Source organism: Pigmentiphaga sp. GD03639, from assembly GCF_029845405.1.
GTDB lineage: Bacteria > Pseudomonadota > Gammaproteobacteria > Burkholderiales > Burkholderiaceae_B > Pigmentiphaga > Pigmentiphaga daeguensis.
Window position 1 is genome coordinate 15494 of record NZ_JAOCLR010000036.1, and the last position, 12754, is coordinate 28247.

12 protein-coding genes are annotated in these 12754 nt (G+C 67.5%); 6 read left to right on the forward strand and 6 right to left on the reverse strand.

Annotated features, from left to right (window positions below):
• Positions 1-43: 43 nt before the first annotated feature.
• The gene (locus tag N5K27_RS25245; protein ID WP_279820039.1) at positions 44-1258 is read left to right on the forward strand and encodes a GGDEF domain-containing protein; all 1215 of its coding nucleotides are present in this window, start codon (positions 44-46) and stop codon (positions 1256-1258) included.
• Positions 1259-1418: 160 nt separating this feature from the next.
• Positions 1419-1742, forward strand: coding sequence for a DUF4148 domain-containing protein (locus N5K27_RS25250; RefSeq protein WP_279820041.1), 324 nt, complete (start codon positions 1419-1421; stop codon positions 1740-1742).
• Positions 1743-1790: 48 nt separating this feature from the next.
• Here the strand turns inward: N5K27_RS25250 and N5K27_RS25255 are convergent, their stop codons facing one another.
• On the reverse strand, positions 1791-2603 hold the full coding sequence (locus N5K27_RS25255; protein ID WP_087836857.1) for a helix-turn-helix domain-containing protein: 813 nt from the start codon (positions 2601-2603) through the stop codon (positions 1791-1793).
• Between the two features lie 145 nt (positions 2604-2748).
• On the opposite strand from N5K27_RS25255, the gene N5K27_RS25260 reads away from it, so the two are divergent.
• The 3 genes from N5K27_RS25260 to N5K27_RS25270 all read left to right on the forward strand — a co-directional run bounded on the left by N5K27_RS25260 (position 2749) and on the right by N5K27_RS25270 (position 5334).
• Positions 2749-3225 carry a flavin reductase family protein gene (locus N5K27_RS25260; RefSeq protein ID WP_087836856.1) on the forward strand — a complete coding sequence of 159 codons (477 nt, stop codon included), beginning with the start codon at positions 2749-2751 and terminating at the stop codon, positions 3223-3225.
• Between the two features lie 43 nt (positions 3226-3268).
• Complete coding sequence (locus N5K27_RS25265; RefSeq protein WP_279820044.1) at positions 3269-4294, forward strand: LLM class flavin-dependent oxidoreductase; 1026 nt, start codon at positions 3269-3271, stop codon at positions 4292-4294.
• Positions 4295-4365: 71 nt separating this feature from the next.
• Complete coding sequence (locus N5K27_RS25270) at positions 4366-5334, forward strand: tripartite tricarboxylate transporter substrate binding protein (RefSeq protein ID WP_279820046.1); 969 nt, start codon at positions 4366-4368, stop codon at positions 5332-5334.
• Between the two features lie 21 nt (positions 5335-5355).
• Here the strand turns inward: N5K27_RS25270 and N5K27_RS25275 are convergent, their stop codons facing one another.
• Positions 5356-6627: an MFS transporter gene (locus tag N5K27_RS25275; RefSeq protein WP_279820048.1), complete on the reverse strand. Its 1272-nt coding sequence runs from the start codon at positions 6625-6627 to the stop codon at positions 5356-5358.
• A 111-nt stretch (positions 6628-6738) separates the two neighbouring features.
• Positions 6739-8790 (reverse strand): bifunctional diguanylate cyclase/phosphodiesterase, encoded by a 2052-nt coding sequence (locus N5K27_RS25280; protein WP_279820051.1) that lies wholly within the window; start codon positions 8788-8790, stop codon positions 6739-6741.
• A gap of 309 nt (positions 8791-9099) precedes the next feature.
• On the opposite strand from N5K27_RS25280, the gene N5K27_RS25285 reads away from it, so the two are divergent.
• Positions 9100-10176: a permease gene (locus N5K27_RS25285; protein ID WP_087836852.1), complete on the forward strand. Its 1077-nt coding sequence runs from the start codon at positions 9100-9102 to the stop codon at positions 10174-10176.
• Positions 10177-10218: 42 nt separating this feature from the next.
• Here N5K27_RS25285 and N5K27_RS25290 read toward each other — a convergent pair whose 3' ends face one another.
• Genes N5K27_RS25290 through N5K27_RS25300 form a run of 3 tightly spaced genes read right to left on the reverse strand, consistent with a single transcriptional unit; the run spans position 10219 to position 12754 of the window.
• The gene (locus N5K27_RS25290; protein ID WP_279820053.1) at positions 10219-10539 is read right to left on the reverse strand and encodes an aldolase/citrate lyase family protein; all 321 of its coding nucleotides are present in this window, start codon (positions 10537-10539) and stop codon (positions 10219-10221) included.
• Positions 10540-10568: 29 nt separating this feature from the next.
• Positions 10569-11528, reverse strand: coding sequence for a LysR family transcriptional regulator (locus N5K27_RS25295; protein WP_279820054.1), 960 nt, complete (start codon positions 11526-11528; stop codon positions 10569-10571).
• A 53-nt stretch (positions 11529-11581) separates the two neighbouring features.
• On the reverse strand, positions 11582-12754 hold the full coding sequence (locus N5K27_RS25300; protein WP_279820057.1) for an acyl-CoA dehydrogenase family protein: 1173 nt from the start codon (positions 12752-12754) through the stop codon (positions 11582-11584).

Below are 12754 nucleotides of genomic sequence, written 5' to 3' on the forward strand. Positions count from 1 at the left end.
TTCCCGGCAAGGCTTCATGGCCGGGTCGTTCAGGAGTATCAAATTGGACTCATCCCTGCCTCTTACCGCCAGCCAGGCCCTGGCGCTGGGCAATCCCGCCATGTGCCTGCTGTTCGCGCTGGGCTTCGCCTGCCTGTGGGCCCACGAGCGGGCGCGCGCCTATCTGCTGCTGTACGCGGCCGCTTTCGCCGTCTACGCCGCCGGTACCCTGTTGCGCATCTTCGACCAGGCCGACGTGACGGGCGACGACCTGGCCGCCGCTGTCCTCTACGTGGGCAGCGCGCTGCTGCTCGCCCGCGGCCTGCTTTCGCGCTGCGGCATCGATGCCGAAGGCTCGCCGCTGGGCGCGCTGGGCATCGCCGTCCTGGTCCTGCTGCTGCATTTCCACATCATGCAGAACGATGTCCCCGCGTTCGCCTATACGCTGGGCGTCGGCCTGGGCGCGCTGCTGCTCCTGGCATGGATGCGGCTGGGTGCGCTGCGCCGCGGCGGCACCGCCGACCAGGTCCTGTACTGGGTGCTTCCGCTCGTTTCCGCCTGCCTGTTCCTGGGCATTTCCTGGGCCGCCGGCTCGGTCGCGCCCCGGGCCGGGGAATTCGTGCAACCGAATGCCTGGCTGCGGGCGCTTCCGCCCGCCGGCCTCGTCCTGGTGCTGGGCGGCTCGCTCTTCGCCAGCGCGCTGTCCGACGTCATCACGCCGCTCAAGCACGAACGCATCACCGACCCGCTCACCCAGTTGAAGAACCGCCGCAATTTCGAAGACCTGAGTCTCGAGCGCCTGCAGCGGCATCCGGAGTATCCGTTCAGCCTGGTGCTGCTGGACCTGGACACCTTCAAGGCCATCAACGACACCTATGGCCACGCCGCCGGCGACGCGACGCTGGCCGAAATCGGCCGGATCATCCGCGACTGCACCCGCACCGGCGACATGGCCTGGCGCCTGGGCGGCGACGAATTCGCGATATTGATGCCCGGCACGCCGGCGGCCGGCGCGGTCCAGGTTGCCGAGCGCATACGCGCGCAACTGGCCCTGACGCGCCTGGAAATGCCGAGAGGCGACTTCGCCGTGACGGCCAGCTTCGGCATCGCCCAGTCCCGGGTGGACGAGCCGCTGTACGAGCTTTTCGCCCGCACCGACGTCCTGCTGTATGCCGCCAAGCGGCAGGGACGCGATCGGATCGCCTGTGCCCCCGGACAGGAACGGGGCGACGCCCGCGACGCCATGGCGCGCGAGGGCGAGGAAATGCTCTCGCTCTAGTCTGCGCTTCGCCAGCCTGCGGACCATCCGATTGTTGGCGGAACTGGAAAAGTCATTTCCAGATCTTCGATATTTAAAAGGATTCTTGCGCGCCCATCTTCAAAGCACGGCGGTTGACACGATGTCCAGCCGCCCGACACACCTACTTTGGAGATATGCCATGAAAGCCATTGCCTACACCGCCGTGATCGCCGCCTCTCTGTTCGGCGCCGCCGCCCATGCCGACCAGGGCAACAACTACGGTAACGACTTCCCGCCTCCCGCCATCTCGACCACGTCCCAGCTGACCCGCGCCCAGGTCCTTGAGGAACTGGCGCAGGCCAAGACCAACGGCGGCATCGTCTACGGCCAGGAAGGCTTCCCCGACCAGACTCTCCAACAAGCCGGCAAGCCGGTCGACCGCGCGCAAGTCCGGCAGGAAGTCAGGAACTACGAGGCGTCCAACCGCGCCGGCGGCCCCGGCGAATACCCCGCCAACATGTAAGCAGTCCTGCGCGTGAACCGTGCCGGGGCGAGCCCCCGGCACGCGCATTCACCCGGCCCAAAGACCGGCCGGCGCGCCCAGCAGGCGTGACAAGGCCCGGCCCTTTTCCCTGAGCGCGCGAACCTGCGCGCTGTCGGCGCTCGTATCCAGCAAGGCCATGGGCGACGTGATCGTCAAGCCATAGGCCACCTCGGCATGCACGTTCCAGACCGGGACGCTGACGGCCAGATAGGTGGGCAAGGCCCGCAGTTCCACCACCGAATATCCCCGCTCCAACACCGCCGCGCGTATGGCCGCCAGCCGGGCCTGGGCATCTTGCGCCGTGGGCGCCAGCCCGTCCGCCTCCAGCTCCCGCTTGAGCACGGGCAGCACCGCTTCGGCCGGCAGATACGCCGCGAACACGTGGCCGGCCGCCGTGTGCAGCATCTCCACGGGACCATTACGCAATTCGAACACCCGGCCGCGCACCGCCGACTGATTGACCAGGATGACGGGCCCGTTGCTCCAGATGACCACCGCCACGCCCAGGCCGGTTTCCTCGCTCAGCGCGACGGCCGCCTCGCGCACCAGTTCGAAATGGTCGACGTCGCGGGCGGCGGTCATGCCGAGCGCGGCCAGGCTGGGACCCAGCCGGTACAGGCCGCGGCCATCGCTCTTGACCATGCCGGTGCGCACGAAGCTGGCCAGGTAGTTGTGCGCCGCGCTGGGCGCGATGCCGGCCCGGGCGGCAACGACCTTCAGGGCCACGGCGCCCGGCCCCATCTGGATCGCGACCAGGATGCGGTAGCCGATCTCGATGGACTGGATGCCGCGCGGTCCGGGGCCCGGCACGGGTGCGCTAGCCGTCTTGCTTGATGTCATGGAGCCGATACGCGAGCAGGGGCACGAAGCCGGAAGAGTGCCGCATTGTACCCAGGGGCACCTTGACAGCCTGGCCGCCTGCCCCTACGATTAATTAAACTATATCAAACAATTCAATATTATTGAATTAAAGAGACGAATCGGCATGATTCCGAGCGCGGACTCGTTCAAGGCGGCCATGCGCCGCGTCCCCAGCGCGGTCGCCATCGTCGGCGCGGCCCACCAGGGCGAACGCCGGGGCCTGACCGCGACCGCCGTCTGCAGCGTCAGCGCCGAACCGCCGCAACTGCTGGTCTGCGTGAACAAGCGCGTGCGCGCGCACGACCACATCCGCCTTGCCGGCCATTTCGGCGTGAGCTATCTCAGCCAGGACCAGGGCGACATCGCCCAGGCCTTCGCCGCGCCGGCCGGCGCGCCGGAAGACCGCTTCCGCACCGGCGACTGGACATCGGGCAGCACCGGCGCGCCCCTGCTGCGCCAGGCGCTCGCGGCCTTCGAATGCCGCGTGGCCCAGGCCATCGACTGCGGCACACACACCATCTACATCGGGGAAATCGTCGCCCTCGCCCAGAAGGACGACCTGTCCCTGCTCTACAAGAGCGGCCTGTTCAGCGCAGCCTGAACGCCCGCCCCGTTTCCCTTCACTTCCCTAGCAAGAGCAGCCCATGAAATTCGCCGTCTTCGACCACATGGACCGCGGCACGGTCTCCCTGGCCCAGCAGTACGAGGACCGGCTCGCGCTGGTGCAGGCCTACGACCGCGCCGGCTTCCACGCCTACCACGTGGCCGAGCATCATTCCACGCCGCTGGGCATCTCGCCCTCGCCCGGCGTCTACCTGTCGGCCGTCGCCCAGCGCACGCGCCGCCTGCGCTTCGGACCGCTGGTCTACACATTGGGCATGCACCACCCGCTGCGGGTGCTGGAAGAAATCTGCATGCTCGACCAGATGAGCGGCGGCCGCCTGGAGGTCGGTTTCGGACGCGGCATCTCGCCCTACGAGCTGGGCTACTACGGCGTCGATCCGGCCCAGGCCCAGGACATCTACCACGAGTCCTACCAGATCATCATGCAGGGGCTGACCGGGTCCGTCGTCGATTTCCAGGGCAAGCACTTCGACCTGCGCAAGGTACCGGTCGAACTGCAATGCGTGCAGCGCCCCACCCCGCCGATCTGGTACGGCGCGGGCACGCCGGCTTCCACCCAGTGGACCGCCGCCCAGCGCATCAACATCGTCTGCAACGGACTGGCCGCCCAGGTGCGCGCCATCACCGACCAGTACCGCAGGCATTGGGCGGAACTGGGCCACGACGCCAGCGCCATTCCGTTCATGGGCATGAGCCGGCACGTGGTCGTGGCCGATACCGAGGCCGAGGCGCGGGACGCGGCCCGGCGCGCCTACCGGCGCTGGCACGGCCACCTGATGCATCTGTGGGTCAAGCACGGCACCCGCCCCCAGACGCTGGCCTTCCCGGACGAGTTCGACGACGCCCAGCGCGCCGGCCTGGGCATTGCCGGCACCCCCGACCAGGTGCGCGACTGGATCGCCGACCAGTCGGCCCAGGCCGGCATCAACTATTTCGTCTGCCGCCTGGCCTTCGGCGACCTGAGCCGCGACGAATCCCTGCACTCGACCCGCCTGTTCGCCGAACAGGTCATGCCCGCGCTGGAGACTGCCGCCGCGCCCGCATGAGGCCTGTCCGGTCCCTGCTTTCCCCCGGCTTCCCCGATACGTACAAGACACCCCGACAAGGAGACACCCGAATGAAGCCCCGCCTGTTCCCTCTGCTGTGGGCATGCGCCCTCGCCGCCGCCAGCGCGACCGCGGCCGCCCAGTCCTGGCCGGAAAAATCCGTGCGCATCGTGCTGCCCGGCCCGCCCGGCAGCAGCCCCGACCGCATCACGCGGCTCCTGGCCGAGCATCTGAGCAAGAAGTGGAAGCAGCCGGTGGTGATCGAGAACCGTCCCGGCGGCACGACCCGCATCGGCGCCGAAATCGTCGCGCGCGCCGCGCCGGACGGCTATACGCTGCTGTCGACCTTCGTCTCGCACGGCATGGTGAAACTGCTCTACCCCGAGACGCCCTACGATCCCATCAACGACTTCGCGCCCGTCGTGCAGCTCGTCGATACCGAGACCGTGCTGGTCGTGCGCTCGGACTCGCCCTACAAGACGTTCGCACAACTGGTCGAAGGCGTGAAGACGCGCGGCAAGCCCCTGGGGGTCGGCAACTTCGGCAACGGTTCGAGCTTCCACTTCTACAGCCTGATCATGGGCCAGGGCGCCGGCATCGACGTACTGCCGGTGCCCTACAAGGGCGAGGCGCTGTCCCTGACCGACATGATGGGCGGCCACGTGGAAGCCAGCTTCAACTCGGTGGGTACCGCCCTTCCGCATATCCGCGACGGCCGTGTGCGCGCCCTGGCCGTACTGGCACCCAAGCGGTCCCGGGTCCTGACCGACGTCCCCACCTTCATCGAGCTGGGCTTCCCCCGACTGCGCGCGGGGGGCTGGTTCGGCATCCTGGCGCCCGCCGGCACGCCCAGGCCCATCGTCGACCGGATACGCACCGACGTCCAGGCCATCCTGAAAGAGGCCGACGTGACGAAGTGGCTGCGCGACCAGGGACTGGAGCCGGCCTTCGAAAGCTCCGAAGCCTTCGGGCAGTCGATGAAGCGCGAGGCCGGCGAATGGGAAAAACTGATCAAGGAGTTCAACGTCTCGGTGAACTGACGCCGCCAGCCGCCCGGCGAGTCAGCTCGCCGGCGTGGCGCGCGGCACCATCAGCGTCGCGCGCCGGGGCAGGCGCATGGACAGCAGCGCGGCCGCCACCAGCAGCGTGCCGGCCGCGCCGAACGACACCCAGTGCGTGCCGAAGGTCTCGTAGCCCCAGCCTCCCAGCCACGAACTGATCATGCCGCCGAACTGGTGTCCCAGATAGGCCCAGCCGTACAGGATGCCCACCAGCTTCACGCCGTAGACATCGGCCAGCAAGGCCGACGACAGGGCGATGCTGCCCGACCAGACGATGCCGCCCAGCGTGGCGGCGGTATACAGCTCCCAGTGCGTGCCCACCACGACCAGCGCGAAGAACCCCAGGCCGCGCACGAGATAGATGGTGGCCAGGATGTCGCGCCTGGGCAGCACGTCGGCCAGGCGTCCCAGCACCAGTGTGCTGAACACGGCCACCGCGCCGATCAGGCCGATGCCCAGCGCGCTGGTCATCGCATCGAAGCCGTGGTCCATCAGCATGGGCACGCCGTGCGACCCCAGCAGGTTCATGCTGAAGCCACAGGCGAAAAGGCCCAGCGCGATCTGCCAGAAAGGCGCGGAGCGCAGCGCATCGCCCACGCGCAAGGTGGCGGCGGCCGGCCCGGGGTGCGAGGACCTGGCAGCGGCGCGCGCCGCCAGGTCCTCGGGACGCAGGTCCGCTTCGGGCGGCGCATTGTCGCGGAAGATCAGCAGCGCGGCAGGCACCGTGAACAGGGCGAAGGCCGCCGCGAAGACCAGCATGGTCGCGCGCCAGCCCAGCCAGGCGATGAACGACGTGAACACCGGCGTCATCAGCGCGATGCCGGCCATCGATCCGGTGGAAAGAAAAAACAGCGCCATGCCGCGCTGTCGCGTGAACCAGCGGGTCAGGATGGGCGTGAGCGCCACCGGACTGGTCAGCCCCAGCCCCACCGACTGCCCCACCCCGAACGCCAGGAAGAACGCCAGCGGATGACGTGCCAGTACCGTGGCGATGGACGAAGCCACGACCACCGCCATGCCGGTCAGCAACACGAAGCGCGTGCCGCGCGCGGCCACGAGATAGCCGGCCAGCGGCATGGCCAGGCCATAGCACAGCATGCCGATCGCGACCATGCCGGCCAGCATGCTGCGGCTGAAGCCCAGGTCTTCGGTGATGGGAAGGAAGAACGGGCCGATACCCATGCGCATGCCGACGGTCAGCAGCGTCAGCACCGTGGCCGCCGCCACGATGGTCCAGCCGAAATACCAGTTGCCGATGCGTTGCCCTGCCAATTGTGTCCCCTTGCCTTGATTCGAGCCGCCACGGCGCGCTGCCTGGCCTGCCGCAAGGATACCCTCAACCGCCGGGCGCCGCCGTCCGCTGTCCGGTCGGTCCGTGCTTTCCTAAGGATGCACCAGCTTATCAGCCACGGCGGCCAGGGATATCTGGCCGCTGTCGACGATCTGGCCCAGCGGCGCAGGACGGCCGAGCAGATAACCCTGCGCTTCGTCGCAGCCTTCCTTGCGCAGCAGCGACAATTGCCCCTGGGTCTCGATGCCTTCGGCCAGCACGGGAATGTCCAGGCTCTTGCCCAGGGCCAGGACCGCGCGCACGATGGCCCGCGCCTGCGGGCTGGACTCCACCTCGCTGACGAACGAGCAGTCCAGCTTGATCTTGTCGAACGGGAAGGCGCGCAGCGTCTCGAGCGAGGAATAGCCGGTGCCGAAATCGTCCAGCGCGATACTCACGCCCAGGGCCTTGATCTCGCGCAGCATGCGCAGCGAACGTTCGCGGTCGGCGAACAGCGTGGACTCGGTCAGCTCGAGTTCCAGCCGCGCCGGCGGTAGTCCGGTGTCCGCCAGCACGTCCTGGATGAGCGCCGGCAGGTCCGAATGGGCGAACTGTGCGCGCGACAGGTTGACCGCGACCTTGTAGGGCGGATCCCAGGACACGGCCCGGGCGCATGCATGCCTGAGCACCCATTCTCCCAGCTGCAGGATGAGGCCGTTCTCCTCGGCCAGCGGAATGAACTCGGCGGGCGGAACGTAGCCGCGCCGGGGATGCTGCCAGCGAAGCAGCGCCTCGTAGCCGCGGATCTCGCGCGTCTCGACAGAGGTCTGCACCTGGTAGTGAATGTCGAGCTGGCCGCTCTCGAGCGCCTCGCGCAGCTCGCTGGCCAGGGTGCGCCGGGCGCGCACCGCCTCGTCCATCGACGGTTCGTAGAAGCAGACGTTCTTCAGCATGTCCGACTTGGCCCGGTACATCGCCAGGTCGGTGTTGCCGATCAGCATGCTCTTGTCGCGGGCGTCGTCCGGATAGATGGCCACTCCCAGGCTGGCGCCCGGCACCGCTTCCCAGTCGTCGACCTGGATCGGGGCGAACAGCGAGGTTTCCAGCCGCGACAGGAAGTCGAGCAGGCTGCCCTCGCGCAGGCGGTGGATGGCGACGAACTCGTCTCCGCCCAGCCGCGCGACGAATTCGCCTTCCTGCAGCAGGCTTCTCATGCGCTGGGCAAGGATCACCAGGACCCTGTCTCCCGCGGCATGGCCGTGCAGGTCGTTGATTTCCTTGAAGCGGTTGAGGTCGATACCCACCAGCGCCACCTTGCCGCCCATCTGATCGGCAAGATAGAGCTCGTTGTCCAGGCGCTCGTTGAAACTGCTGCGGTTGGGCAGGTTCGTCAGGCTGTCCGTCATCGCCATGTGGCGCAATTGCTCCAGCGACTCGGAACGCACGCTGTCGTCGATCAGATAACTGGCCACGCCCGCCGCCGCGATGACCAGCGCCACGCCGGTAACCGCCAGGGCCAGTGCCTGCAGCGCCTGCGGCTGGGAAAACACCCCCTCCACCAACATGGGGGACACCTGGAAAGCCGTCATGCCCGTGAAATGCAGGCCGGCGATGCCCAGTCCCAACAGGCAGCCGCCGGCATAGCGGTACGCGGGCCGGTCATCGCTGACGACCAGGTGCAGGGCCAGGCCGGAGAATACGACGGCGATCGCGATGGACGCCGCGAGATAGCCCATGTGCCAGGACACGATGCCCTGGACCCGATAGGCCATCATGCCGGTATAGTGCATCAGGACGATGGCCAGCCCCACCGCGGCCCCGCCCAGGGCGGGCGCGAACCGCCACCGGCGGCTGCTCGCCAGCGCGAAGCCGGGCACCGCGCCGACGATGGCGGCCAGCAGCGACAGCACGGTCACCGTAGGATCGAACGCGATGGGCACCCCGGGATCGAAGCCGATCATCGCCACGAAATGCATGCACCAGATCGCCGAGCCGGCCGCCACGACCGTCAACACGTTCCAGCCCAGGCGCTGGACGCCGGCCGTACGCGCGGCGCGCAGAAACAGGCGGATGGCCACCCAGGACCCCGCGCAACCGATCAGGACGGCAAGTAACACCAGCCAGGGATTGTGGCTGTCGACGATACATCCCAATACGGTCATCATCTGATCGCGCTTCCTACGCGTGGGCTGCCGCGCCCAATAAAAAAGCCCATGCGATCACGGGCTGGAACGGCTTGCGGGCCGGGCATGGCGGAAACGCCACCGGGCTCGCATGACCGGCGATTGTAAGTGATTTTGTCTGCCGGACTGCATCGGTTCGCGCCAAATGTCAATAGTTGCAGTTCAGATGACTATTTGTAAAAACGGTAGGCCGCCAGCTCGGCCGGGAATCGTGGCACCGCGAAAGAAAAGGCCTGCGCAGCCACTAAAATGGTGCCTCCTCGCCAACGACGGCACCTTGCGCAGCCCTTCATGAGTACCCACGCCTCCCCACGCTCCGCCCCCCACCCCGCCTGGGCCATCGCGGTGTTCGCGCTGATAGCGATCGCCGGCCTGTTCTACGTGAAATGGTCGCCCTATTACGACCGCGCCTTCGTCGCGGCCGACACGCACTCCATCGGCCGGTCCATCCTGATGGGCGGGCAGTCCGCCCCGCCCGCGCCATCGATGCAGGCGGCGCTGGACTATGCAGTGGCCTACGGCCTGGCCATCTGGAAGGCCATGGTGCTGGGCCTGTTGCTGGGATCGGGCGTGCAGGCCCTGCTGCCGCGCGCATGGATATTGCGCCTGCTGGGCGGCACCGGCCTGGGCAGCGTCGTGGCCGGCGGCCTGCTTTCGCTGCCCGGCATGATGTGCACCTGCTGCGCCGCGCCGGTCGTGGCCGGCCTGCGCAAATGCCAGGCGGCGCCCGGCAGCGCCGCCGCGTTCTGGCTGGGCAACACGGTGCTCAACCCCGCCACGCTGATCTTCATGGGCTTCGTGCTGGGCTGGCACTGGATGGGGCTGCGCCTGGGACTGGGCCTCGTGATGGTGCTGGGCCTGGGCTGGCTGCTCAACCGCATGAGCCAGGGCCGCACCGGCACCTTCGACGTCGCGCAGATGCAAGCCATGCAGGCCGCGGGCGAGACGGGCCCGGAAGACCCGAACGTATTCCGGCGCTGGATGCGCATCCTGGCCCGCATGACGCTGCGCCTGCTGCCCGAATACATCGTGCTGGTCCTGCTGCTGGGCGCCGCGCGCGCCTGGCTGTTCCCGGAAGTCGGCGCCGGCGTGGACAACAGCGTGCTCTGGATCGTCGGCCTGGCCGTGGCCGGCATGCTGTTCGTCATCCCCACCGCCGGCGAAGTTCCCATCGTGCAGGCGATGCTGTCGCTGGGCATGGCCGCAGGCCCCGCCGCCGCGCTGATCATGACCCTGCCGCCCATCAGCCTGCCCTCGCTGGCGATGGTGGCGAAGTCGTTCAGGCCGGTGGAACTGGCCGTGCTGGTGGCGGGCGTGGTCGGGATCGGCGTGGTGGGCGGGGGGCTGGCGGTGGCGCTGGGGTTCTAGAAGCGCCAGCGACGGCGGCCAGGCCGGGGCCATGGGCCGTCTTCAAGTGTGAGGAGGCGCGGAAAAACGCTCGCGCATCTGCCTGGCCCTGGACGCCGCCCCTGTGGCCAGGAACGACAGGTCCGTACCCGTCGATACGTAGCGGGCACCCAGCTCGACGAACTCGGCCGCGAGCGCGGGGTGCGCGTTCAGTCCGCCTATGCCCAGGTGCTTGCCATTCACCTCGCAGGCACGCATGCATGCGGCATAGGCCTGGCGAATCAGCGGATGGTCCAGTTGCCCGGGGATACCCAGTTCCGCGCAGAGATCGTTGGTGCCGATGAACAGCATGTCCACCCCGTCGACGGCGGCGATGGCATCCACCGCCTCCAGCAACGACTACGGCTTCCGAGCTAGCCTGCCGTCCGCAATTGCGCGCCCTGCTCCAGGAACAAGTCCGCGAAGACGCCGCGCAGCCAGCGAGTGCCGGCATCCTGGTGGCTGCGTTCATGCCAGAACTGCTTGACCTCGAATTCCGGCACCTCGAAAGGCAACGGCAGCATCTTGACGTGACGCCAGGGCATCATGAGACGCGCCACGGTACCGGGGATGACCACCAGCAGTTCGGTAGCGGCCAGGATCTCGGGCACGATGGTGAAATGCGGCACACGCAACGCGATGTGGCGGCGCAACCCGCTCTTCTCCAGGTACTGCTCGATCAGCGTCGTGGTCGAGGAATGCAGGGAGGCGCGGCTATACCGCGTCCCCGCCGGCTCGATCATGATATGAAATTCCTCGCTGAAGCTCTGGAGGCCGAGCGATGCGCCGATGCGCGGGTGATCCGACCTCAGCAGGCAGACATGGCGGTCGCTGAACAGACGCTGCTGGTAGAACCCCGCACTCAATCCGGGCAGGAAACCCACCGCGAGGTCGGCGTCCCCGCATTCGAGCGCTTCGCGGTAGCTTTCGCGCGGCAATTGCAGTATGCGCAGCCCGACGCCCGGCGCCACGCTCTTCAGGTGCTGCATCAGGCGAGGCAGGTAGACCACTTCGCCGATGTCGCTCAGCAGTATCTGGAAAATCCGCTCCGACCGCGCCGGATCGAACGCCACGGCTTCCTCCAGTCCCGCGCGCATGATGGCCAGCCCGGCCCGCACGCTGGGAGCGATACGCTGCGCGAACGGCGTGGGCTCCATTCCCGTCTTCACCCGAACGAACAGCGGATCGCCGCACAGATGGCGCAAGCGGGTCAGGGCATGGCTCATCGAAGGCTGGGACAGGCCTACGCGCAATCCGGCCCGCGTGACGTTGCGCTCCTGCATCATTGCGTCGAAAGCCACCAACAGATTCAGATCGATGCTCTCGATGTTCATTGCCGCCCTCCGTGGAATGCGATCGGTCGCCGGCGGCAATGCCTACTGCCTGTTCAAGTTTCGAAGCGATTGGTTCCGTACCGGCCGGACAGCGCCCCCGACGCAATGATCATCCGCTGCATTTCGGAAGAACCTTCGGTAATGGTGCGGCTGCGCGCATCTCGATACATGAGTTCCAGCGGCAATTCGCGAGACACCCCCACGCCGCCGTGGATCTGGATGGCCCGGTCGACGACGCGTATCAACATTTCGTCCGCGTAGAGCTTCACCGCGGACGCCTCGAGATGATAGTCCAGTCCGCGGTCCGCCTTCCACGCGGCGTGCAGCACCATGGATCTGGCCGCATGGAGCTCCACCATGGAATCGGCGATCATCCACTGGATGGCCTGGCGCCGGGCCAGGGGCTGTCCGAACGTACAGCGTTCGTTGGCGTAGGCGATCGCCATGTCCAGGGCCCGCTGCGCGCGCCCCAGCGCCTTCGGGCCGTGGATGAGGCGGCCCATGTCGAGAAATTCCCGCGCCAGCTCCCAGCCCTGCCCGGCCACGCCCACCATGCTGTCCGCCGGAACCCGAACATTGTCGAACAGCAGTTCCCATGGCCGGTCCGGCGACATCAGCTCGAAGCTCTGGCCCAAGCGCATCCCCGGCGTGCCTCGGTCGACCAGAAAACAGCTGACACCCAGCTCCTGTCCATCCTTGATGGTGCGCGCGAACACCTGCGCGAAATCCGCCTTGTCGGCGCCGGTGATGAAGACCTTGGCGCCGTTGATGACGAAGTGATCGCCGTCGGCGATCGCGGTCGTCCGCATGCCGGCCGGATCGGACCCGGCCCCCGCTTCGGTCAGCGCAAAACAGGTGCGCTTCTCGCCCCGGGCGACGGGCAGCAGGTACGTTTCCTTCTGCTTCTGGCTGCCACGGAACAATACCGGCCCCAGATAGGGCGTCAGAACCGTGGGGGCACGGAACGAAGGGACGTTGCACCGGGCCAGTTCCTCGAACACGACACACATGCCGACAACGCCGACGCCCCCTCCGCCCGCCTCCTCCGGCAGATCGAAAGCCCAGAAGCCCAATTCCTTCGCCTTGTCCTGCAACCGCAGCCGGACATCGTCGGGAATGTCATGCTCATTGGCGTAACGACCTTCCAGCGGCAACAACTCGTTTTCCACGAAACGGCGCACGGCGTCGCGCAGCATGCGCAATTCCGGTTCCAGCTCGAAATCCAT

Coding starts and splice junctions, on each gene's coding strand:
- N5K27_RS25250 (WP_279820041.1), top strand. CDS start 1,419: ATGAAAGCCATTGCCTACACCGCCGTGATCGCCGCCTCTCTGTTCGGC.
- N5K27_RS25255 (WP_087836857.1), bottom strand. CDS start 2,603: ATGACATCAAGCAAGACGGCTAGCGCACCCGTGCCGGGCCCCGGACCG.
- N5K27_RS25260 (WP_087836856.1), top strand. CDS start 2,749: ATGATTCCGAGCGCGGACTCGTTCAAGGCGGCCATGCGCCGCGTCCCC.
- N5K27_RS25265 (WP_279820044.1), top strand. CDS start 3,269: ATGAAATTCGCCGTCTTCGACCACATGGACCGCGGCACGGTCTCCCTG.
- N5K27_RS25270 (WP_279820046.1), top strand. CDS start 4,366: ATGAAGCCCCGCCTGTTCCCTCTGCTGTGGGCATGCGCCCTCGCCGCC.
- N5K27_RS25280 (WP_279820051.1), bottom strand. CDS start 8,790: ATGATGACCGTATTGGGATGTATCGTCGACAGCCACAATCCCTGGCTG.
- N5K27_RS25285 (WP_087836852.1), top strand. CDS start 9,100: ATGAGTACCCACGCCTCCCCACGCTCCGCCCCCCACCCCGCCTGGGCC.
- N5K27_RS25295 (WP_279820054.1), bottom strand. CDS start 11,528: ATGAACATCGAGAGCATCGATCTGAATCTGTTGGTGGCTTTCGACGCA.
- N5K27_RS25300 (WP_279820057.1), bottom strand. CDS start 12,754: ATGGATTTCGAGCTGGAACCGGAATTGCGCATGCTGCGCGACGCCGTG.